The organism is Arthrobacter sp. SX1312, from assembly GCF_002929295.1.
GTDB lineage: Bacteria > Actinomycetota > Actinomycetes > Actinomycetales > Micrococcaceae > Arthrobacter_D.
In genome coordinates this window covers 1,308,966-1,327,489 of sequence record NZ_PJIM01000001.1, presented here as the reverse complement: position 1 = coordinate 1,327,489, position 18,524 = coordinate 1,308,966, and the positions used below count along the sequence as shown (strand labels likewise).

Genomic DNA, 18,524 nt, shown 5'->3' with positions numbered 1-18,524 from the left:
CCCGGCCGCGCCGTGCGCGGACCGGCCGCCCTTCACGACGCGACACCTGCCGGGAGGGCGCGCTGGGCTAACCTAGAGCAGTGACTTACGAGATCGAGATCGGCCGAGGCAAGCGCGGACGCAGGGCATATTCGCTGGACGACGTGGCGGTGATGCCCTCCCGCCGCACCCGGGATCCGCTCGACGTCTCCGTGCAGTGGCAGATCGACGCCTACCAGTTCGAGATGCCGGTCGTCGCGGCCCCCATGGACTCCGCGATGTCGCCCGCCACCGCGATCGCGATGGGCCGGCTCGGCGGCCTCGGCGTCCTCAACCTGGAGGGTCTGTGGACCCGCTACGAGGATCCGCAGCAGGCCCTGGACGAGATCGCGGGCCTGAGCACGGAGAACTTCAGCCCGGCGGCCACCCGCCGCATGCAGGAGATCTACGAGGCCCCGATCCAGGCCGACCTCATCACGAGCCGCCTCGCCGAGATCCGCGAGGCCGGGGTGACCGTCGCCGGATCGCTCACGCCGCAGCGCACCCAGCAGTTCTACAAGACGGTCCTCGCGGCCGGCGTCGACATCTTCGTCATCCGCGGCACCACGGTGTCCGCCGAACACGTCTCGAAGAACGAGGAACCGCTCGACCTCAAGAAGTTCATCTACGAACTCGACGTCCCCGTGATCGTGGGCGGCGCGGCCGGCTACACCCCGGCACTGCACCTGATGCGCACCGGTGCGGCCGGCGTGCTCGTCGGCTTCGGTGGCGGCGCGACGACGACGACCCGCCGCGCCCTCGGCATCCACTCGCCGCTCGCCTCCGCCATCGCCGACGTCGCCGGAGCGCGGCGCGACTACATGGACGAGTCCGGGGGGCGCTACGTCCACGTCATCGCCGACGGCGGCATGGGCGCCAGCGGCGACATCGTCAAGGCCATCGCGATGGGCGCCGACGCCGTCATGCTCGGTTCCGCGCTCGCCCGCGCCGAGGAGGCGCCCGGCAAGGGATGGCACTGGGGCCAGGAGGCCCACCACCCGGAACTGCCGCGCGGCGACAGGGTCAACATCGGCACCGTCGGGCCCCTGCAGGAAGTGCTGTGGGGACCGTCCCACCACACGGACGGCACCTCGAACCTGATCGGGGCGCTGCGGCGGGCGATGGCCACCACCGGGTACTCGGATCTGAAGGAATTCCAGCGGGTGGAGGTAGTCCTCTCGCCCTACGTCTCGGTCGACTGAACCCCGAAAGGCACCCCGTGAGCGAGAAGCCGCTCGATCCGCACGACGCCGACCTCACCACGCCCGACCTCGTGATCCTCGAGATGGAGGCGACCTCCAAGGAGGAGGCCGCCGCCCAGCTCGCGGGACGGCTGTACGACGCCGGCAGGCTCTCGGACCTCCAGGCCTTCCTCGACCAGGTCAACTCCCGCGAGCACCAGATGGCGACGGGACTGCCCGGCGGCGTCGGCCTGCCGCACGCACGCAGCGAGTACGTCAACCAGACCTCCATCGCCGTCGGGGTGACGCGCTTCGGGTACAGCCTCGACTTCGGCGCCGTGGACGGTCCCGCCACCCTCGTCCTCCTCATGGCCACACCCGCGCAGTCCTTCTCGGAGCACCTGGAGGTCCTCGCGACGATCGCCCGCAGCCTGTTCAAGGAGAACTTTCGGGAGTCGCTGCGCCGTGCCCACGACGCCGAGGTGATCTCCGAACTGATCAACTCCTCGCTGGTGTTCCACAACCACTAGCGGCGAGCCCGCGGGCGGCTACTCGCTCCGCCACGAATGCCACAGGGACGCGTACGCGCCGTCGAGCGCGAGCAGTTCCTCGTGCGAGCCGAGCTCGGTGATCCGCCCGTCCTCGACGACGGCGACGCGGTCGGCGTCGTGCGCCGTGTGCAGCCGGTGCGCGATGGCGATCACGGTCCGTCCCTCGAGGACCGCGCTGAGCGATCGTTCGAGGTCGCGGGCGGCCTGCGGATCGATCAGGGACGTCGCCTCGTCGAGCACCAGGGTGTGCGGGTCGGCGAGGACGAGCCGCGCCAGCGCCAGTTCCTGGGCCCGCGCTGGACTCAGCTCGAACGCCCCCGAGCCCACCTCCGTGTCCATGCCCTCGGGCAGCTGCTTCACCCAGTCGAGCGCCCCGACGCTGCGCAGGGCGTCCTCGATCTCGCCGTCGCCCGCGTCCGCCCGGCCGAGGCGCACGTTGTCGGAGACGGAGCCGACGAACACGTGGTGCTCCTGCGTCACGAGCGCCACCTCGCGGCGCAGGTCGTCGAGCGGCCGGTCCACGAGCGGCACGCCGCCCACCGTGACGGAGCCCGACGTCGGCGGGTGGATCCCGGCGATCAGGCGCCCCAGCGTCGACTTGCCGGCCCCCGAGGGCCCGACGACGGCGAGGCGCTCGCCCCGCACGAGCGTGAGGTCGACGCCGTGCAGCACGTTGTGCCCGGGGCGGTAGGCGTACGTCGCGGCCGACACGACGATGTCCTCGTTCGCCGGTTCCGCCGTCGTCGCCTCCCGGTCCGGCTCGACCCCCTTGATGCCGACGATCCGCGCCAGCGACGCGGCGCCCACCTGGATCTCGTCGGTCCACATGATGAGCAGGTCCACCGGGTCGATCAGGCGTACCGCGAACAGGGCCACCGCGGCCACGGCTCCGGGGGTGACGAGGCCCTGGCCGGCGAGCCAGCCGCCCCAGAGGAGGACGGCGGCGGCGGGCAGCCAGAAGGCGACGTCCGCGGCGGGGAACAGGACGGAGCGCAGCCACAGCGTGTAGCGCTCCGCGCGGTAGCTGCTGCCGAGGGCGTCGTCGAGGTCCGCGCGGCGCAGCCCGCCGAGGCTGAGGGCGTCCACCGTGCGGGCGCCCTCGATGGTCTCGGTGATCGTCCCGTTCACGACGGCGTAGGTCTCGCGTTCGCGCATGTACCCGCCGGCGCTGCGCCGCAGGTACCAGCGCGTGACGGGCCAGAGCAGGGGCAGTCCCACGAGGAGGGCCAGCGACAGGACCGGGGAGGTGACGACGGCGGCGCCGAGCGTCAGGACGATGGTCACCACCGAGACGACGACCTGCGGCACGCCGAAGCGCACCGTGTGGGACACGGCGTCGATGTCGTTGGTGGTGCGGGCCACGAGGTCGCCCGTGCCCGCCGTCTCCACCGTGGACAGGGGGAGTGCCGTGACGTCCTCCATGAAGTCCTCGCGCAGTTCGGCGAACACGCGTTCGCCGAACACCATGCCGGACCGGACGGCGTACCGGCGCAGCACCGACTGCACCGCCAGGAACGCGAGCATCCCGGCCGATACGGTCGCGACGAAGCCGGGCGTCGTACCCGCCGCGAGTGCGTCGACGAGGATCCCGAGCAGCAGGGGGCCGGCGAGCCCGGCGACGGCCGATCCGACGTACAGGGCGATCACCGCTCCGAGGCCCCGCCGGTGATGGCGGATCAGGCGGAAGGCTTCGTCGCGGACCGTGGCCGGCGCGGCGACGGGAAGTACGGCCGTGCTACTCACTGCGGATCACCACATCCCGATAGGCGGGGTTGCCGGCCATGAGGTCCGTATGGCTGCCCTGCGCGGCGACGCGGCCGTTCTCGAGGAAGACGACGCGGTCCATGCTGCGCAGCAGGAGCGGGCTCGCGCTGACCAGGACGGTCGTCCGGCCGTCCTGGCGCCGCGCCCCGGCCAGCCGGGACGCGATGCGCTGCTCCGTGTGGGCGTCGACGGCGCTCGTCGGCTCGACCAGGACGAGGTTCTCGGCCCCCGTCAGATAGGCGCGGGCCAGGACGAGGCGTTGCCGCTGACCCCCCGAGAAGCCCCGACCCCGTTCCGTCACCGCGTGGTCGAGGCCGCCGTCGAGGCCGTCCAGGATGTCGAGGGCGCTCGCGGCCTCGAGGGCCGCGAGGATCGTGCCGTCGTCGTGCCTGCCGTGCGGGTCGAGCTGCCGGCGCAGCGGCCCGCTGAAGAGCTGGGGGCTCGCCTCGCTGACCACGATGCGCCCGCGGACGGCAGCGAGCGGCACATGCCGCAGGTCGGCGGTGCCCCACCGGACACCCGCCTCCTCGAGGACGGCGTCCTCGAAGCGGCCGAGGCGCGTGACGGCGTCGGTCGCCTCCGCGGGGTCCTTCGAGACGACCGCGGTCAGCAGGCCGGGTTCGACGACGACGCCGGAGCGCTCGTCGACGAGGACGGAGCCCGACGGCGGGGCGGGGACCGGCGTCGTGGTGTCGGCGACATCCGCCTGGACCGCGAGCACCGCGAGGATCTTGCGCGCGCCCACGTGCGCGCGGATGAAGCGCGCCACGGAATCGGCCGCCGCCCGGATGGGCGTCATCAGGAAGATCGAGAAGCCGTACAGGGCCACGAGTTCGCCGGGCGTGATGTCGCCCGAGAGCACCAGGGACGCCCCGACCCACGTGAACACCACGCTGAAGGTGCCCGCGATGAAGACCTGCGACGCCTCGAGGTCCGCGAGGGAATGCGCCACGCGGATGCCCGAATCGCGGGTCCGGGCGGATTTCGCCCGGTACCGGTCCACGAAGATGTGCTCGCCGCCGATGCCGCGCAGGACGCGCAGCCCGGCCACGGTGTCCGCGCCGACCGCCGTCATCCTGCCGGACGCCTCGCGCTGCTCGCGCTGCCGCGCCTGCAGGGGGCGCACCACGAACAGGAGCAGTCCGCAGCACACGGGGACGCCCGCGAGCACCACGACGCCGAGCACGGGCGAGGTCTGCCAGATCAGGACCGTCACCACGAGCCACGCCGCGGCCGCGCCGGCGAGACGCGTCAGGACCTCGTAGACCTCGCCGACGCGGAAGGCGTCGGAGGCCGCCGTGGAGACGACCTCCCCCGTGGGCAGCGCCGCGGGCAGCGCATCGCCGGTCCTGCTGATCGTGTGGCCCACGAGGCGGACGGAGCGGAACGCGGCCTGCATCCAGTTGCTGACCCCGGCGCGGTGCGTGGCGGTGTCGGAGACCGCCTGGACCACCATGAGGCCGAGCAGGACGCCGGCCCAGGCGACGAGCGCCGGATAGTCCGCGCCGATCACGCCGTCGTCGATGGCCCGGCCGAGCACGAAGGGCATGACGGCCTGCGATGCCATCCACACGGTACCGAGCAGGATCCCGGCGGCCAGGGTCGCCTTCTGGTGGCCCGCGAGCCACAGCAGGTAGCGCGCAGGCGAGCGCAGATCCGGGGGACCGGTGAGGGGGTAGGGATAGGAGCGCACGAGGATCAAGCGTAGACCGTATCCGGGCCCAGTGATAGAGATATCCCAATCAGTTTTTCCGGCCGCGTCCGGAGGGCTCCGGCGCGGGCGCCATTCGTTGTTCTACACAGGCACGAAGTACCGTTAAGGGGTGTTGAAGACCGCGCTCAAGCCTCGATGGATCCTTCTGCTGATCCTCGCGATGGCGATCGCCTCGGTCTTCGTGCTCCTCAGCCAGTGGCAGTTCAACTCCTCGCGGCAGGCCCCACCGCCTGCGCCGAGCGCCACCGAGGACGTACGGCCCCTGGCCGACGTCCTCCAGCCCCTCACCCCCCTGTACGCCTCCGGCGCCGACCAGATGGTCTCGCTCGACGGCGATTTCCTGCCGGACACCCGCACCCTGGTCCAGGACCGCCTGCGCGACGGCGAGGACGGTCTCTGGGTGATCCAGGCGTTCGCCGTCGACGGCGCGGAGGCCGGGGGCGCCGCGCAGGGTGCCGTCATCCCGATCGTGCTCGGCTGGGTGCCCGCGGCGGAGGACGTCGCCTCCCTGCCCGAGCAGGACGGCCCGGCCGCCGTCGTCGGACGCCTCCTGCCGCCCGAGGCGCCCCTGGTGCAGCGGCCCGTCGAAGGCCAGGTCCCCTCGCTGTCCACGGCCGAGCTCGCCAACCGGTGGGACGTGCGCGCCTATGCGGCCTTCGTGGTGGCGACGACGGTCACCGCCGGGGGAGCGGATGTGCCCTTCGCTGCCGGCATGCAGCCGGTGGTCGTCGGTCCGCAGCCGCAGGAGACGCCGATCAACTGGCTCAACATCTTCTACGCGATCGAGTGGTTCGTGTTCGCGGGCTTCGCGTTCTTCCTGTGGTGGCGCCTCGTCGCCGACGACCACCGCCGCGCGCTGGAGGACGCCGCCGACGCCGCCGAGGAGGCAGGGACCCAGCCCGCGTCCGGCACCCCGTCCGATCCGACGCCTGCATCAAGCTCCGAGATGAGACCCGACACCGAAGGCGGAACGCACCGTGACTGAGCCAGCTCTCGACCCGACCACCGGACCGGGCCGCCCGCCCGCCACGGGCACCCCGAAGCGGCGGTTCGGCGGCACGCATGCCCAGATCCGCTCCGCCCTGGCGTTCTACAAGGTCCTCGCGTACGCGACGGGTGTCATGCTCCTGCTCGTCGTCGTGGAGATGGTCGCCAAGTACGGGTTCGGGACGGAGATCGTCGCCGGAGGAGGCGCGCCCCTGCAGTTCCTGCCCGAAGCCGTCGCGCAGACGGCCGGGGGACTGAATCTCTCGACCACCGTGCTGATCGTCCACGGCTGGCTGTACGTGGTCTACCTCATCGCCGACTTCCGCCTCTGGCAGATCATGCGCTGGCCCTTCGGCCGTTTCGTCCTGATCGCGCTCGGCGGCGTGGTGCCGCTGCTGTCGTTCGTCGTCGAGAAGCGGATCCACCGTCAGGTGGAGGAGGACCTGGCGGCCCACCCCGAGGCCGCGTCCCGCTACTGAGCGGCTTCACAGAGGCCCGCTGATGCGGTCCGGCCCGCGTCCGCGGACTATTGTTGACGGGTGACTACCCCCGAGAACGGCTCCGAACACCGACCTGTCCTCGTCGTGGACTACGGCGCACAGTACGCCCAGCTGATCGCGCGCCGGGTCCGCGAGGCCGACGTCTACTCCGAGATCGTGCCGCACACCCTGAGCACGCAGGAGATTCTCGCGAAGAACCCCGCGGCGATCATCCTCTCCGGCGGGCCGTCGAGCGTCTACGCCGAGGGTGCCCCCCGCGTCGAAGCCGACCTGTTCGAGGCCGGCGTGCCGGTGCTCGGCATCTGCTACGGCTTCCAGGCGATGGCGGACGTCCTCGGCGGCACGGTCGCCAGGACGGGCCTGCGGGAGTACGGCTCCACGGACGTGCGTTCCGACGGCGCGGCCCGCTCCATCCTCAGCGGCACCCCCGAGCACCAGAATGCGTGGATGAGCCACGGCGACAGCGTGCAGTCCGCTCCCGAGGGCTTCGAGGTCCTCGCCAGCACCGCCGGTGCGCCCGTCGCTGCCTTCGCGAACGAGGACAAGGCGCTCTACGGCGTGCAGTGGCACCCCGAGGTCAAGCACTCCCAGCACGGCCAGGCCGTCATCGAGAACTTCCTCTTCCGCGGCGCGCGCCTGGCCCCGAACTGGACCACCGGCAACATCCTCGAGGAGCAGGTGCAGCGCATCCGCGAGCAGATCGGCGATGCCCGCGTGATCTGCGGACTCTCCGGCGGGGTCGACTCCGCCGTGGCCGCCGCACTCGTGCAGCGCGCGGTCGGTGACCAGCTCACCTGCGTGTTCGTCGACCACGGGCTGCTGCGAGAGGGCGAGGCCGAGCAGGTGGAGCGCGACTTCGTCGCCGCGACCGGCGTCAAGCTGTACGTCGCGAACGAGCAGCGCCGCTTCCTCGACGCACTGGCCGGCGTCTCCGACCCCGAGACCAAGCGCAAGATCATCGGCCGCGAGTTCATCCGCGCCTTCGAGGAGGCCGAACGGGCCATCATGCGCGAGGCGGAGGCGGACGGCGAGTCCATCCGCTTCCTCGTCCAGGGCACGCTCTACCCCGACGTCGTCGAATCCGGCGGCGGCGAGGGCGCCTCGAACATCAAGAGCCACCACAACGTGGGCGGGCTGCCCGAGGACCTGCAGTTCGAACTCGTCGAACCCCTCCGGGCCCTGTTCAAGGACGAGGTACGCGCCGTCGGCGCCCAGCTCGGCCTGCCGGCGGAGATCGTGGGACGGCAGCCGTTCCCCGGGCCGGGGCTGGGCATCCGGATCGTCGGGGAGGTCACGGAGGAGCGGCTCGAGCTGCTGCGCACGGCGGACGCGATCGCCCGTGCCGAGCTCACGGCGGCCGGGCTCGACAACGAGGTCTGGCAGATGCCCGTGGTCCTGCTCGCGGACGTCCGCAGCGTCGGCGTGCAGGGGGACGGCCGCACCTACGGACACCCCATCGTCCTGCGGCCCGTGTCGAGTGAGGACGCCATGACCGCGGACTGGTCCCGCCTCCCGTACGACCTGCTCGCGCGGATCTCGAACCGGATCACCAACGAGGTGGACGGCGTCAACCGCGTGGTGCTCGATGTGACGAGCAAGCCGCCGGGAACCATCGAATGGGAGTAGTCGCGCTCCGGAGTGGGCATCGGCCCACTCCGGTCCGCCCGGGCCGCGTTGCTATCCGCGGGGTCCGGACGCTTTTCGGATAGCTTGGAAGACATGCCCATCTGGTCGAGATCAGCACGAGACAATGCAGGGAAGAAGGCGGCGGTGCCGGAGCAGGACCAGCGTGACGCGGCGGGAGAGCCGGCGGATCAGCCGCAGCAGGGCCGGCCGGTCGCCGCGCCGGAGCAGCAGCCGGCGCCGTCGCCCGCGGGCCCGGCCGCCCAGGACTTCCTCGAGCCCTGGCTCGAAGGGCTCGGATCGCAGGCCAGCGGGGACACCCTGCTCCACTTCCGGCCCTCCGCCGGGACCAGCATCGACCTGACCCATGCGCACCCCTCGGGCCTCGCACAGCTTCTCGCAGGACGCCGGACGAGGCTGTCCACCCTCCTCCGGGACCCGGTGCAGTACAGCGCTGCCAAGGCGGCCGCCCGCGCCCTCCGCGCCAAGATCTTCGAACTCGGGACCGAACGCGGGATCGACGTCGGCTACCTGGCCGCCGGCACGGCGTCCTGGCGGTCCGTGGACGACTCCGGGCGTTCCCAGACCCTCAACGCCCCCGTGCTCCTGACCGCCGTGTCCCTGACCGTCCACGCGTCGCAGGACGACTACGAGCTCCAGATCACCGAGCAGGCCCGCATGAACCCGGCGCTCGTCCGGCACCTGCGGAACCAGCAGGGCCTGCAGGTCGACCCGGCGGGTATCGCTCGCCTCGCCTACGGGACAGCCCGGTTCGACCCGCATCCGGTCCTCGAGCGCATGCGTGTGCTCAGTGAGGGCGTACGCGGCATGTCGGTGGAGCACCGCATCCTCGTGTCGACCTTCGCCGACCTCGCCGGGGTGAGGGGCGACCCCGCCCTGCGCCCCGAGCACCCCGTGCTGGCGGCGCTCATGGCGTCGGCGCGCGGTGACGAGGAGGCCGCCGCGTCGCTCACGACGGCGGCCGACGGACTTTCGTTCCCGGCCCCCGACGAGCGTGATCCCCAGGACGAGCTCCTGATCCTCGACGCGGACCGCGCCCAGCAGGAGGTCCTCGACCTCGCGTCCGCCGGCGTGAGCGTCGTCGTGGCCGCTCCGCCCGGGACGGGCCAGACCCAGACGGCACTCAACCTGGCGGCCAGGTCCGCCGCCGCGGGCCGTCGCGTGATCGTCGCCGCCGAGCGCCGGGGCACGCTCAACGAATTCGTCCAGGACCTCGACGGTCTGGACCTCGGCTCCCTCGTGCTCCAGCTCGGCAGCCAGACCGGTCCCGCCCAGCTGCGGGAAGCCGTCATCCGGGCCCTGGTCCGGAACGAGAAGGCGGCCGAACCGTCGCTCGGGACCCTGCACTCCACGCTCAGCGAACACCGGCACCAGCTGATCGAGCACGTGCGCAGCCTGCACAACGTGCGCAGCCGGTGGAGCTGCTCGCCGTACCAGGCGATGCAGTCCCTGGCCGGACTCACCGCGCTCGACCCGGCGCCGTCCACCACGGTGCGCCTCAAGCGCAGCGTCCTCGACTCCATCCCCGACCGTCGGGAGCTCACGGAACGCCTCCAGCGGGCCGCGGAACTGGGCAGCTTCAGCAAGGCCTCGACCGAGAGCCCCTGGTACGGCGCGCAGCTGCTCAATCGCAAGGAGACCGAGCACGCGCACGGCCTCGCCGAGGAGCTCGCCACCGGGATCCCCGCGCTGCGCGGTGAGGTGCAGCGCGTCGCGGAACACTCGCACATCACCCTCGGCGAGAGCTTCAGGGAGTGGGGGGAGCAGCTCGAGCTGCTCGTCGCCGTGCGGGGCAGCCTCGACAAGTTCACGCCGGACATCTTCGACCGCCCCGTGACGGACCTCATCTCGGCCACGGCGCCGTCGGCATGGCGGAAGGAACGCGGCATCGAGATGAGCTCGATGACGCGGTCCCGGCTGCGGCGCGTGGCCAAGGAGTACATCCGGCCGGGCGTCCACATCTCCGACCTCCACAGTTCGCTGCTCGAGGTGCAGGAGCAGCGCACGCTGTGGACGCGGTACGCCCTCACCGAGCGCCACCCCTCCGTGCCGACCGGGCTGGCCGAGATCCACGCCTCCTACCGCGACGTCGAGGGGCGCCTCGCCGAGCTCACCGCCATCCTGCGGCCCACGGCGGAGCACCCGGACCTCGCCGGACTGGCCCTGGACGGCCTCGAGGCCCTGCTGCGAGACCTCGCCGCGGACAAGGACACGCTGGAGACGCTGCCCGAGCGCACGCTGCTCCTCGACGAGATGCGCGAGCAGGGCCTCGCGGAACTGCTCACCGACCTCGCAGCCCGGGAGGTGCCCGCCGACCGCGTGGGCTCCGAGCTCGAGCTCGCGTGGTGGCAGTCCGCCCTCGAGGCCATGATCAGCGGGGACGACTACCTCGCGATGTCGGACGGCGCGAGCCTCCGCAAGCTGGAGGCCGAGTACCGGCTCGCGGACAACGCGCACATCGCCTCCGGATCCGCCCGGGTCCGCTGGATCCTCGCGGACCGCTGGCGTGCCGCGGTCGAGGGCCACCCCGAGGACGCCGCACGGCTGCGCCAGGAGCTGAAGGACGGCACTCTGACCCTGGAGGTCTTCGCCGCCCTCCACCGCGACCTCGTGGCGGCGCTCCTGCCCATCTGGGCCGTGAGCCCGCTGACCGTCCGGGGCGCGGTGCCCGGGGACTACCGGTTCGACACCGCCGTCATCCTCGACGGCGAGTCGATGTCCCTGCAGAGCGCGGTGCCGTGTGTGGCCCGCTCCTCGCAGACCGTGGTCTTCGGCGACGACCGCCTGGCCGCTCCCACCCGCTTCAGCATCGAGGTGCAGTCCGCCGACCGCGCCTCGGCCCTCGAGCCCCTGCCCAGCGCCTTCGACGCGCTGCGTTCGGTCCTGCCCGTGCGCGGACTGACCGAGGTGTACCGCGGTGTGGACCGCGGCCTGGGGACCTACCTGAGCGAATCGTTCTACGACGGGAAGCTCACCCGCCTGCCGCAGGCCTCCGAGGTCACCGGGGAGGGCCGCGGACTCGTGGTCGAATACCTTCCGAACGGGACCGGGATGCCGAGCTCCGAGCACGACGGCGTGGAGAGCGTCGACGTCGAGGTCAACCGGGTCGTCGAACTCGTCTTCGAGCACATCCGCCGCCGTCCGGGCGTCTCCCTCGCCGTGGTCACCGCCAGTGCCCGGCACGCCGCGCGGGTCGGGGAGGCCATCCGCCTGCAGATGGCGGAGTTCCCCTGGGCCGCCGGGTTCTTCACGCCGGGCCGGGAGTCCTTCCGGGTGGTGCCGGTGGAACGAGCCGGAGGCCTGGTCCGTGACGACATCATCTTCTCGCTCGGCTACGGCCGCACCCCCCACGGGCGTACCCTGCACTCCTTCGGACCGCTGTCGGGTCCCGACGGGCGCCGCAACTTCGTGATGGCCATGACGCGTGCCCGCCGGCTGCAGCACGTGCTCACCTGCTTCGAGCCCTCCGACCTCGACCCCGACCGCCTCACCGCCGGCGCCCTGGACTTCTTCGAGCTGCTCCAGCGCGAACTCGGCGGCGACGCCGGCCGGAGCAGACCCACGTCCGGAAGCAACGAGGACCCCCTCGTCGCGGACCTCGTGGACCGGCTGCGGCACCGCGGCGCCGAGGTGTGGGACCACTATGCGGGTGTCCTGGACATCGTCGCGGTGCGGCCCGCCGACCTCCGGGCGGACGGGAGCGCCGCTGCCGCGCAGGACGAACGGCCCGCACCGCTGGCCATCGAATCGGACGGCACCGGCCGCTACAAGTCCATGTCCGTGCGGGAGCGCAGCAGGCTCAGGCCCCAGATCCTCGAACGCATGGGGTGGCGCTACATGCCGCTGTGGACCATCGAGGTGTTCACGGACCCGGACGGCTGCGCGGAGCGCGCATCGGCGCTCATCGGGCTGCCGCCCCGCGATCATGCAGACCAGCCGACGCCACGGAAGGACGCCGACAGGATGAGCCGCGACGACCAGCAGCCGGACCGCGGCGCTGCCGCGGGCCAGGCGTCCCCGAAGGATTCGGGGCCGGCCATCCCGGCGACCGCGGGGGAGGACGACCCGCGGGCCTGGGGCGACACCCCCGATGATCACGACGCGTGGCTCAAGGAGCAGCGGCCGCCGCACTGGGGCTGAGCGCTGCATCCGGCGGCACAAGGGGACGGCGGGACGGCGGAGACGCGGGCTCATGAGCCGGTGGTGAGGACGAGGTGCACGTCCCCGGCGCTGGAGGCTCCGGCGAGCGTCGCGGCGTCCTCCGGGCCGGCCGCGACGACGACGAGCCCGCCGTCGTCCCCGGCACCGGGCCACGTCCCGCTGCCGGCCTCCGGCGCGGTCCACAGGACGGCGACCGACCGGGCGAGGACCGTCGAGTCGCCCGGGACGTCGAACCCGTTGCCGGTACTGAGGATCACGTCCACGCGCTGCCCGGGGGCCAGGAGCTGGACGGTGGCGGCATCGGCCGGACGGAGCGGGACCGCCACGGTGCCCTGCGCCATCCCCGTCAGCAGGCCGTCGCCGACGAAGGCGGTCCCGGAGAACGGGAAGCCTTCCGGCAGGGGCGTGGCCAGCTGCCGACCCACCACCTCGTCGGCGCGGCGCAGGGTGCCGGCGACGACGGCCTGGTCGGGGACCCGGACGATCGCCACGTCGGCGTCCGTGAGGACGGTCCCGACGGCGAGGTCGCGGGCCGCACTGACGACCGGCGTCGTCGGGTAGTCCTCGCCGACGACCGCCTCGACGGCGACGCCTGCGGCAGCACACAGGAGGAGACACGCGAGGAGCCTCCGGCGTCGATGCAGCATCCGGTGGAGGCGGTGCCTGAGAGGGGCGCCCCGGGGGCGGCGGACGGTGTGCATGGACCGACGCTAGGCGGTGGTGTCCCGCCCGACGGGCCGTGCCGCTGCTATGTGGACATCAGCCGGCATCCGCGGCCGTGCACGGATGACGGTCCGACGGTCAGGAGGCGGCGCGGTCGGCGCCCGCCGAGGCCGGGGCAGCTCCGGAGGAGGAGCCGGCGGACGCGCCGGCGGTGCTCGGCACGCTGGAGGACTCCGAGGACCCCGACGACGGCACGGCGGGAGCGGCGGGTGATTTCGCATCCGTGCTCGACTTCGTGTCGCGGGAGTCGTTGCGGTAGAAACCCGAGCCCTTGAAGACCACGCCCACGCTGTTGAACTTCTTCCGCAACGCGCCGTCGCACACGGGGCAGACGGTCAGGGAGTCGTCGGAGAAGGACTGCTGGATATCGAAGGTGTGGCCGCAGTCCTTGCAGGCGTAGGCGTACATGGGCATGGAGATCCTCCTGGACAGGCTTCGTGGTCCCCGGCAGGCACGCTTCCAGCACACGCTGTTGGCACTCTCCGGGGTCGAGTGCCAGTCTACACCGGCGGGCGGCGTGTCCCGGTGTCCAGCACCCCGTCGGCGGTGAAGACGCCCTGGAGGGGCTGGTCGTAGGGCTCGGCCGGGATGGCGCCCGCGGGCAGGACCTCGGAGCGGTAGACCGCGCCGAGCCGGGGGACCGCGTCCGGCCGACCGAGCGGATGCCGCGCCAGGAAACGGTCGTAGTAGCCGCCGCCCTGACCGATCCGGTGCCCGGAGCGGTCCACGGCGAGGGCTGGGACGAGGACGAGGGCGACGTCCGGCAGGTCCTCGAACGCCTGCCGTGGCCCGGTGGGCTCGAGCACCGGGGCGCGAACGGAGCGCCGGAGCGGGACGCCGGGGGCCCAGGCGGTCCAGGACAGCTGGTACCCGGGCTCGCAGACGGGGACGGCCAGGCCGTAGCCGAGACGGTGCAGGTCCCGGAGCAGCGGCGCGGTGTCCGGCTCCGGGTCGAGGCCGAGATAGGCGGCGATCGTGGGGCGGCGGGATGCCGGGTCCGCGGCCCGGCCGGCGGTCCCCCCGAGGTACTGCGTCACGACGAAGGCCAGCGCCTCCGACTGCCGCTGCCGGTCGACCGGGTCCAGCGCGGCGCGGGCCTCCCGGAGCGATCGGCGCAGTCGGGCCTTGTCCGGGCCGGCAGCTGCTGCGGGCCCGGTAGCACGAGGAGAAGAGCTCATTCCACCATTGTGCCGATCGCCCGGGAAACGGGGGCCCGTTATGTAGTGTGGTTCCCATGACTTTGCGATCACGCGTGACTAAGGCCGTCATTCCCGCGGCCGGGCTGGGAACCCGCTTCCTTCCCGCGACCAAGGCGATGCCGAAGGAGATGCTCCCCGTCGTCGACAAGCCCGCCATCCAGTACGTGGTGCAGGAGGCCGTGGACGCCGGCCTGTCCGACGTCCTGATGATCACCGGGCGTAACAAGCGCGCCCTCGAGGACCACTTCGACCGCGTCCCCTTCATCGAGCAGACCCTCGAGGACAAGGGCGATCACGACAAGCTCGCCGCGGTGCGGCGCCCCTCGGAACTCGGCGACATCCACTACCTGCGCCAGGGCGACCCGAAGGGTCTCGGCCACGCCGTGCTGCGCGCCCGGCTGCACGTCAACAACGAGCCGTTCGCCGTCCTGCTCGGCGACGACCTGATCGACGAGCGCGATCCCCTGCTGGAGACCATGATCGAGGTGCAGGCGAAGACCGGCGGGTCCGTCATCGCCCTGATCGAGGTGGATCCCCAGCAAATCAGCGCCTACGGCTGTGCGGACATCACCGAGATCGACGGCGAAGGCCACGTCCGTGTGAACCAGCTCGTCGAGAAGCCCGCCGTCGAGGACGCGCCGTCGAACCTCGCCGTGATCGGCCGCTACGTCCTGCACCCCCGCGTGTTCGACGTCCTCGAGACCACCGCACCGGGCCGCGGCGGCGAGATCCAGCTGACCGACGCCCTGCAGACCCTGGCGAGCGCCGAGGGCGAGGGATCCGGTGTCTACGGTGTGGTGTTCCGCGGCCGCCGCTACGACACGGGCGACAAGCTGAGCTACCTGAAGGCCGTGGTGACGCTCGCATCGGAGCGCGAGGACCTCGGTCCGGACCTCCGTGCCTGGATCAAGGACTTCAGCAAGAACATCCCCGAGTAGTCCGCCGTGTGGTCGGCAACCAGCTGGCCCGTGAACCTCAGGACCGGATCCCTGGTCCTCAGGCCCATCCGCCACAGGGACAAGGCAGCCTGGACGGCGTTGCGGCAGCGCAACGCCTCTTGGCTCGCGCCCTGGGAGGCCTCCAACCCGGACCCTGAGGGCTTCCTGCCCACCTACCACCAGATGGTGCGCTCCCTGACGTCCCAGGCGCGCGCCGGTGTGGCGCTGCCGTTCCTCATCACGGAGCAGCAGCCCGGATCCCGGGATGCGCGGCTCGTGGGACAGCTCACCGTCTCGGGCATCACCTGGGGCTCGGCGATGACGGCGACGCTCGGCTACTGGGTCGACGCCGAGCGGGCCGGCCGGGGGATCGCACCGACGGCGGTGGCGCTGGCGACGGACTACTGCTTCCGGGATCTCGGGCTCCACCGGATGGAGATCAACATCCGCCCCGAGAACCGGGCGAGCCTGCGCGTCGTGGAGAAGCTCCACTTCCGCGACGAGGGCCTGCGCCCGCGGTTCCTGCACATCGCCGGACAGTGGGCCGACCACAGGAGTTTCGCGCTGACGGCCGAGGACGTGCCACGGGGTCTGCTCGGTCCCTGGCTCGAGAGCCGGGGCCCGCACTAGCCCCAGGCGGAGCCGTGGATGCCGATGGGGGCATATCAGCCGCCGACACACCGGCCCCAATGCCGGAGCCGGGCAGCATGTGCTTCTACGGTTCTGAGTGTGGTCTTCTCCCTGGATAGCTCGTTGGTACTCGCGGCAGTCGTCGGCATGTGGCTGCTGTGGGTGGCGCCGTCCCTCCTCGGCAGGACCACACCGGCGCTCGCCGGGACCAGACGCCCGACGCCGACAACCGGGACCCGCCGTCCCGGGGGGAGCATGATGACGATGACCGAGCACCAGGACGATGCACGCCACCCGGACACCCCCTGGGCCACGTCCGGGCCGACGCCGGGCACCACAGCGGTCTCGGCCGGCACGGCGTCCGGTCGCCAGTCCTTCACTCCGCGCCGGGGACGCCTGGCCGTCGCCCTGGCCGGCGTCCTGTGCGTCGTCGGCACGCTGGTGACCCTCGTGCTCGGCGCGATCGGCGTCGTGTCCCTCCTCGTCCCGCTGGCCTGCCTCGCCGGGACGGTCGCGTCCGTCGCGGTTCTCAGGCTGCTCGCCGTGCGCGCGCGGCGGGACCGTGTGAACCGCGCGTTCGCCGACGCCATGGCCCCGGTCCGCGAACCCGCCCCCGAGGAAGCGTCCCGGCCGGCCCCGATGGTTCCGGCGCGCCCCACCGCGCCGACGCGTCCTACCGTCCTGTTCGACGCCGAGGACACCTCCGAGCGCCCCCTCACCGCGATGGAGCAGCGGATGGCCGCCCTCGCCGGCGCCCACGGCTCATCCGTCGTGCAGGTCCGTGACGCCGGGCCGGCCGAGGCCGGACGGACCGTGCCGCCCACCGAGGCGGGCGTCGCCGTGCCCATGCCGGGATCCGCGGCCTGGGCCCCGGTCGAGGTACCCCGCCCCACGTACGTCGATGCCGCGAAGGCCGAACGCCAGGCCCCCGCCCCCCTGGACCTGCCGGAAGCCCCGAAAGCCGCGTCGAAGACGCCCATCAAGGCCTCGGAGGCCGCTGCCCGTGTCGCGGCGGGCGCTGCCGGCACCGCGGACGCCGCTGACGCCGCTCCCGCGCACGACGACGCCCCCGCGACGGGCCGCATCAATCTCGACGACGTGCTGCAGCGCCGGCGCGCCTGACGACCCCGACATGCCCCCGGCTGCGACGACGGACCTGCGCCCGTAGGGCCCGTCCGGCGATCGCATGAGGGCACGGGACGCACGCATCATCCGGGAGCAGGACGCCATCGCGTTCCTGGGTTCGGACGCGCCGGGGGATCTCCTGCGGCGTGTCCTCGCCGATGCGGGATGGGAGCTCGGCACCTGGCGGCTCGCCTCCCTGCATCACCGTCCCGGAGCGGGGGCCACGGGCGTCTTCTCCGTCGAGGTCGCCCCGCCCGGCGGCGCAGGGTCCGGCCGCGGCATGCCGCCCGGGCCCGCCCCCACCCACGCGTGCATCACCTCCTGCGCGCTCCCGCACCCGCCTGGCGGAGTCACCGTGGTCCACCGGCGCGGCGCCGACACCCTCTCGGGATGGGCACACCCCGGGGATCCGCTCCTGCCGGGGCTCCCCTCGGCCCTCGACCCGGCAGCCGTCACGCCGTTCGCCTTCGGGCCCGGGTACGAGGCGGATGCGACGGTGCTGGAACTCAGGAGCTACCGCCCGATGCGCCGTGCGGTGGTGCTGGCACGGAACGGGGAGGAGCGCCGCTATCTCAAGGTGCTCCGGCAGCACGCGGCGGGGCCCCTGGCGGAACGGCACCGGATGCTGCGGGCCGCCGGGGTCCCCGCCCCCGCCCTCGCCGCCGGGCCGGTGCAGGACGTCGTCGCCATGCACGCGGCTCCCGGCACGCCGCTCGCGGAACTCCTCCTGCGCGACGGCGCGGCCGGCGTCGAGCCCGACGCGCTGCTGCAGGTCCTCGCCTCGCTGCCCGCCGCGGTCCTGGGGCTGCCCGCGCGCCCGCCGTGGTCGGCGAGGGTCCGGGACTACGGGGAGGGAGCCGCCGCGGCGCTGCCGGGGGAGGCCGAGCGCATCCGCCGCCTCGCCGCCGACATCGACGCCGTGGTCCGCGCCAGCGACGGCGGCCCCCTCGTGCCGACGCACGGGGACTTCTACGAGGGGAACCTCCTGATCACGGACGGATCGGTGTCCGGGCTCCTGGACGTCGACGCGCTCGGGCCGGGGCACCTCGTGGACGACCTCGCCTGCTTCCTCGGCCACCTCGCCGTCCTGCCCGCGCTGCACGCAGGATATGCCCAGGTGCCGCACGCCCTGCTCCGCTTCCTGCGGGCCTTCGACCGCCGCGTCGACCCCGTGGCACTCCGGAGCCGCGCGGCCGCCGTCAGCCTCACGCTCGTCGCCGGAGCACGACGCCGCGCGGAGGACGGGGACGGCACGGCGGGCGCTGACGGCGCCCGGGGCGGCGCACCCGAGGCCGTGTCCCGCCTGGAGGTCGCCGAGCAGTTCCTGGCGGAGGCGCAGCGACTCCGGGGAGGGACCCGCCCCGGCCGCACCCGGTGACCCGGAAGGGG

15 protein-coding genes are annotated in these 18,524 nt (G+C 72.7%); 10 read left to right on the top strand and 5 right to left on the bottom strand.

Going from position 1 to position 18,524, the window contains the following annotated elements:
* Nucleotides 1-80 precede the first annotated feature (80 nt).
* The gene (locus CXQ92_RS06215; RefSeq protein WP_104166164.1) at nt 81-1,220 is read left to right on the top strand and encodes a GuaB3 family IMP dehydrogenase-related protein; all 1,140 of its coding nucleotides are present in this window, start codon (nt 81-83) and stop codon (nt 1,218-1,220) included.
* A gap of 17 nt (nt 1,221-1,237) precedes the next feature.
* Entirely contained in the window at nt 1,238-1,729 is a 492-nt protein-coding gene (locus CXQ92_RS06210; protein ID WP_104166162.1) for a PTS sugar transporter subunit IIA, read from the top strand.
* A gap of 18 nt (nt 1,730-1,747) precedes the next feature.
* Here the strand turns inward: CXQ92_RS06210 and CXQ92_RS06205 are convergent, their stop codons facing one another.
* Nucleotides 1,748-3,493: an ABC transporter ATP-binding protein gene (locus tag CXQ92_RS06205; RefSeq protein WP_104166160.1), complete on the bottom strand. Its 1,746-nt coding sequence runs from the start codon at nt 3,491-3,493 to the stop codon at nt 1,748-1,750.
* Nucleotides 3,486-5,207, bottom strand: a complete 1,722-nt coding sequence (locus CXQ92_RS06200; RefSeq protein ID WP_104166790.1) for an ABC transporter ATP-binding protein — start codon at nt 5,205-5,207, stop codon at nt 3,486-3,488. The genes CXQ92_RS06205 and CXQ92_RS06200 overlap by 8 nt, the downstream gene beginning before the upstream one ends.
* Nucleotides 5,208-5,337: 130 nt before the next feature.
* Between CXQ92_RS06200 and CXQ92_RS06195 the strand changes: the two genes are divergently transcribed.
* The 4 genes from CXQ92_RS06195 (at nt 5,338) to CXQ92_RS06180 (ending at nt 12,499) form a co-directional block, all read left to right on the top strand.
* Nucleotides 5,338-6,213 (top strand): SURF1 family protein, encoded by an 876-nt coding sequence (locus CXQ92_RS06195; RefSeq protein ID WP_104166158.1) that lies wholly within the window; start codon nt 5,338-5,340, stop codon nt 6,211-6,213.
* Nucleotides 6,206-6,694, top strand: a complete 489-nt coding sequence (locus tag CXQ92_RS06190; RefSeq protein ID WP_104166156.1) for a DUF3817 domain-containing protein — start codon at nt 6,206-6,208, stop codon at nt 6,692-6,694. The genes CXQ92_RS06195 and CXQ92_RS06190 overlap by 8 nt, the downstream gene beginning before the upstream one ends.
* 60 nt (nt 6,695-6,754) lie before the next feature.
* Complete coding sequence (gene guaA / locus CXQ92_RS06185) at nt 6,755-8,341, top strand: glutamine-hydrolyzing GMP synthase (RefSeq protein WP_104166155.1); 1,587 nt, start codon at nt 6,755-6,757, stop codon at nt 8,339-8,341.
* Between the two features lie 144 nt (nt 8,342-8,485).
* Nucleotides 8,486-12,499, top strand: a complete 4,014-nt coding sequence (locus CXQ92_RS06180) for a DUF4011 domain-containing protein (protein ID WP_306738443.1) — start codon at nt 8,486-8,488, stop codon at nt 12,497-12,499.
* A gap of 50 nt (nt 12,500-12,549) precedes the next feature.
* On the opposite strand, the gene cpaB is transcribed toward CXQ92_RS06180, so the two are convergent.
* The 3 genes from cpaB to CXQ92_RS06165 all read right to left on the bottom strand — a co-directional run bounded on the left by cpaB (nt 12,550) and on the right by CXQ92_RS06165 (nt 14,421).
* Complete coding sequence (cpaB, locus tag CXQ92_RS06175; RefSeq protein WP_258069756.1) at nt 12,550-13,221, bottom strand: Flp pilus assembly protein CpaB; 672 nt, start codon at nt 13,219-13,221, stop codon at nt 12,550-12,552.
* Between the two features lie 100 nt (nt 13,222-13,321).
* Nucleotides 13,322-13,657, bottom strand: coding sequence for an FmdB family zinc ribbon protein (locus tag CXQ92_RS06170; RefSeq protein WP_104166151.1), 336 nt, complete (start codon nt 13,655-13,657; stop codon nt 13,322-13,324).
* An 86-nt stretch (nt 13,658-13,743) separates the two neighbouring features.
* The gene (locus CXQ92_RS06165; protein ID WP_104166149.1) at nt 13,744-14,421 is read right to left on the bottom strand and encodes a 5-formyltetrahydrofolate cyclo-ligase; all 678 of its coding nucleotides are present in this window, start codon (nt 14,419-14,421) and stop codon (nt 13,744-13,746) included.
* A 56-nt stretch (nt 14,422-14,477) separates the two neighbouring features.
* On the opposite strand from CXQ92_RS06165, the gene galU reads away from it, so the two are divergent.
* The 4 genes from galU to CXQ92_RS06145 all read left to right on the top strand — a co-directional run bounded on the left by galU (nt 14,478) and on the right by CXQ92_RS06145 (nt 18,513).
* Nucleotides 14,478-15,380, top strand: a complete 903-nt coding sequence (gene galU / locus CXQ92_RS06160) for a UTP--glucose-1-phosphate uridylyltransferase GalU (protein ID WP_104166147.1) — start codon at nt 14,478-14,480, stop codon at nt 15,378-15,380.
* Nucleotides 15,381-15,386: 6 nt separating this feature from the next.
* Nucleotides 15,387-16,010, top strand: coding sequence for a GNAT family N-acetyltransferase (locus CXQ92_RS06155; RefSeq protein ID WP_104166145.1), 624 nt, complete (start codon nt 15,387-15,389; stop codon nt 16,008-16,010).
* A gap of 123 nt (nt 16,011-16,133) precedes the next feature.
* The gene (locus CXQ92_RS06150; protein ID WP_104166143.1) at nt 16,134-17,132 is read left to right on the top strand and encodes a hypothetical protein; all 999 of its coding nucleotides are present in this window, start codon (nt 16,134-16,136) and stop codon (nt 17,130-17,132) included.
* Between the two features lie 64 nt (nt 17,133-17,196).
* Nucleotides 17,197-18,513, top strand: a complete 1,317-nt coding sequence (locus tag CXQ92_RS06145) for a phosphotransferase (RefSeq protein WP_104166141.1) — start codon at nt 17,197-17,199, stop codon at nt 18,511-18,513.
* Nucleotides 18,514-18,524: the final 11 nt, after the last annotated feature.

Bases quoted from the DNA above. Each gene is read 5' to 3' on its own strand.
- CXQ92_RS06145 (WP_104166141.1), top strand. From the start codon at position 17,197: ATGAGGGCACGGGACGCACGCATCATCCGGGAGCAGGACGCCATCGCG.
- cpaB (WP_258069756.1), bottom strand. From the start codon at position 13,221: ATGCACACCGTCCGCCGCCCCCGGGGCGCCCCTCTCAGGCACCGCCTC.
- CXQ92_RS06165 (WP_104166149.1), bottom strand. From the start codon at position 14,421: ATGAGCTCTTCTCCTCGTGCTACCGGGCCCGCAGCAGCTGCCGGCCCG.
- CXQ92_RS06170 (WP_104166151.1), bottom strand. From the start codon at position 13,657: ATGCCCATGTACGCCTACGCCTGCAAGGACTGCGGCCACACCTTCGAT.
- galU (WP_104166147.1), top strand. From the start codon at position 14,478: ATGACTTTGCGATCACGCGTGACTAAGGCCGTCATTCCCGCGGCCGGG.